The sequence below is a fragment of the Microbispora amethystogenes genome, from assembly GCF_016863015.1.
In the GTDB taxonomy this organism is placed as follows: domain Bacteria; phylum Actinomycetota; class Actinomycetes; order Streptosporangiales; family Streptosporangiaceae; genus Microbispora; species Microbispora amethystogenes.
This window is the reverse complement of record NZ_BOOB01000139.1, coordinates 1-948: the sequence shown is the minus strand read 5'-3', so window position 1 is coordinate 948 and position 948 is coordinate 1. Positions and strand designations below refer to the sequence as shown.

1 protein-coding gene is annotated in these 948 nt (G+C 73.1%); it reads left to right on the top strand.

What is annotated here, in order from left to right:
- Window positions 1-948 (top strand): LacI family DNA-binding transcriptional regulator (locus tag Mam01_RS36055; protein WP_373868750.1); only part of this gene is annotated, 948 nt, incomplete at both ends.

Below are 948 nucleotides of genomic sequence, written 5' to 3'. Positions count from 1 at the left end.
CGGCCTGGAGAGAGCCCGGCCGAGCGCCCGAGGGCGGCGGTCATGGAAGACGTCGCGGAGCTGGCGGGGGTGTCGGCGATGACGGTGTCGCGGGTGCTGAACGCTCCGGAGAAGGTGCGTCCGGAGACGCGGGAGCGGGTGCTGGCGGCGGTGCGGGAGCTGGACTACCGGCCGAACTCGGCGGCGCGGATGCTGGTGACCGGGCGGTCGGGGGTGTTGGGGGTGGTGTGTTTCGACACCACGTTGTACGGGCCGGCGTCGACGTTGTTCGGGGTGGAGCAGGCGGCGCGGGACAGTGACTATCTGGTGAGCATCGCGAGTCTGCCGGTGCTGGATCGGCGGTGGATCGGGCGGGGGGTGGATCGGCTGCGGTCGCAGTCGGTGGACGGGGTGATCGTGGTGGCGCCGCATGAGTCGGCGGCCGAGGGGGTGCGGCAGCTTCCGGCGGGGTTGCCGGTGGTGGTTGTGGGTGGGGGCGGGGATGTGCCGGTGCCGGTGGTGGCGGTGGACCAGGGTGCGGGGGCGGCGCGGGCGACGCGGCATCTGCTGAGTTTGGGGCATCGGACGGTGTGGCATGTGGCGGGTCCGCCGAACTGGGTGGATTCGCGTGGCCGGCTGGCGGGGTGGCGGTCGGTGCTGGAGGCGGAGGGCCGGGTGGTGCCCGATCCGCTGGTGGGGGATTGGACGGCGTCGTCGGGTTATGAGCTGGGGCGGCGGCTGGCGGCCGATGGTGAGGTGACGGCGGTGTTCGTGGCCAATGACCATATGGCGATGGGGGTGTTGCGGGCGTTGCGGGAGGCGGGCCGGCGGGTGCCCGAGGACGTGAGCGTGGTGGGGTTCGACGACGTGCCGGAGGCGGCGTACTTCTGGCCGCCGCTGACCACCGTGCGGCAGGACTTCGGCGAGCTCGGCCGCCAGGCGTTCCGCCTCCTCCTGCACCGCATCGCC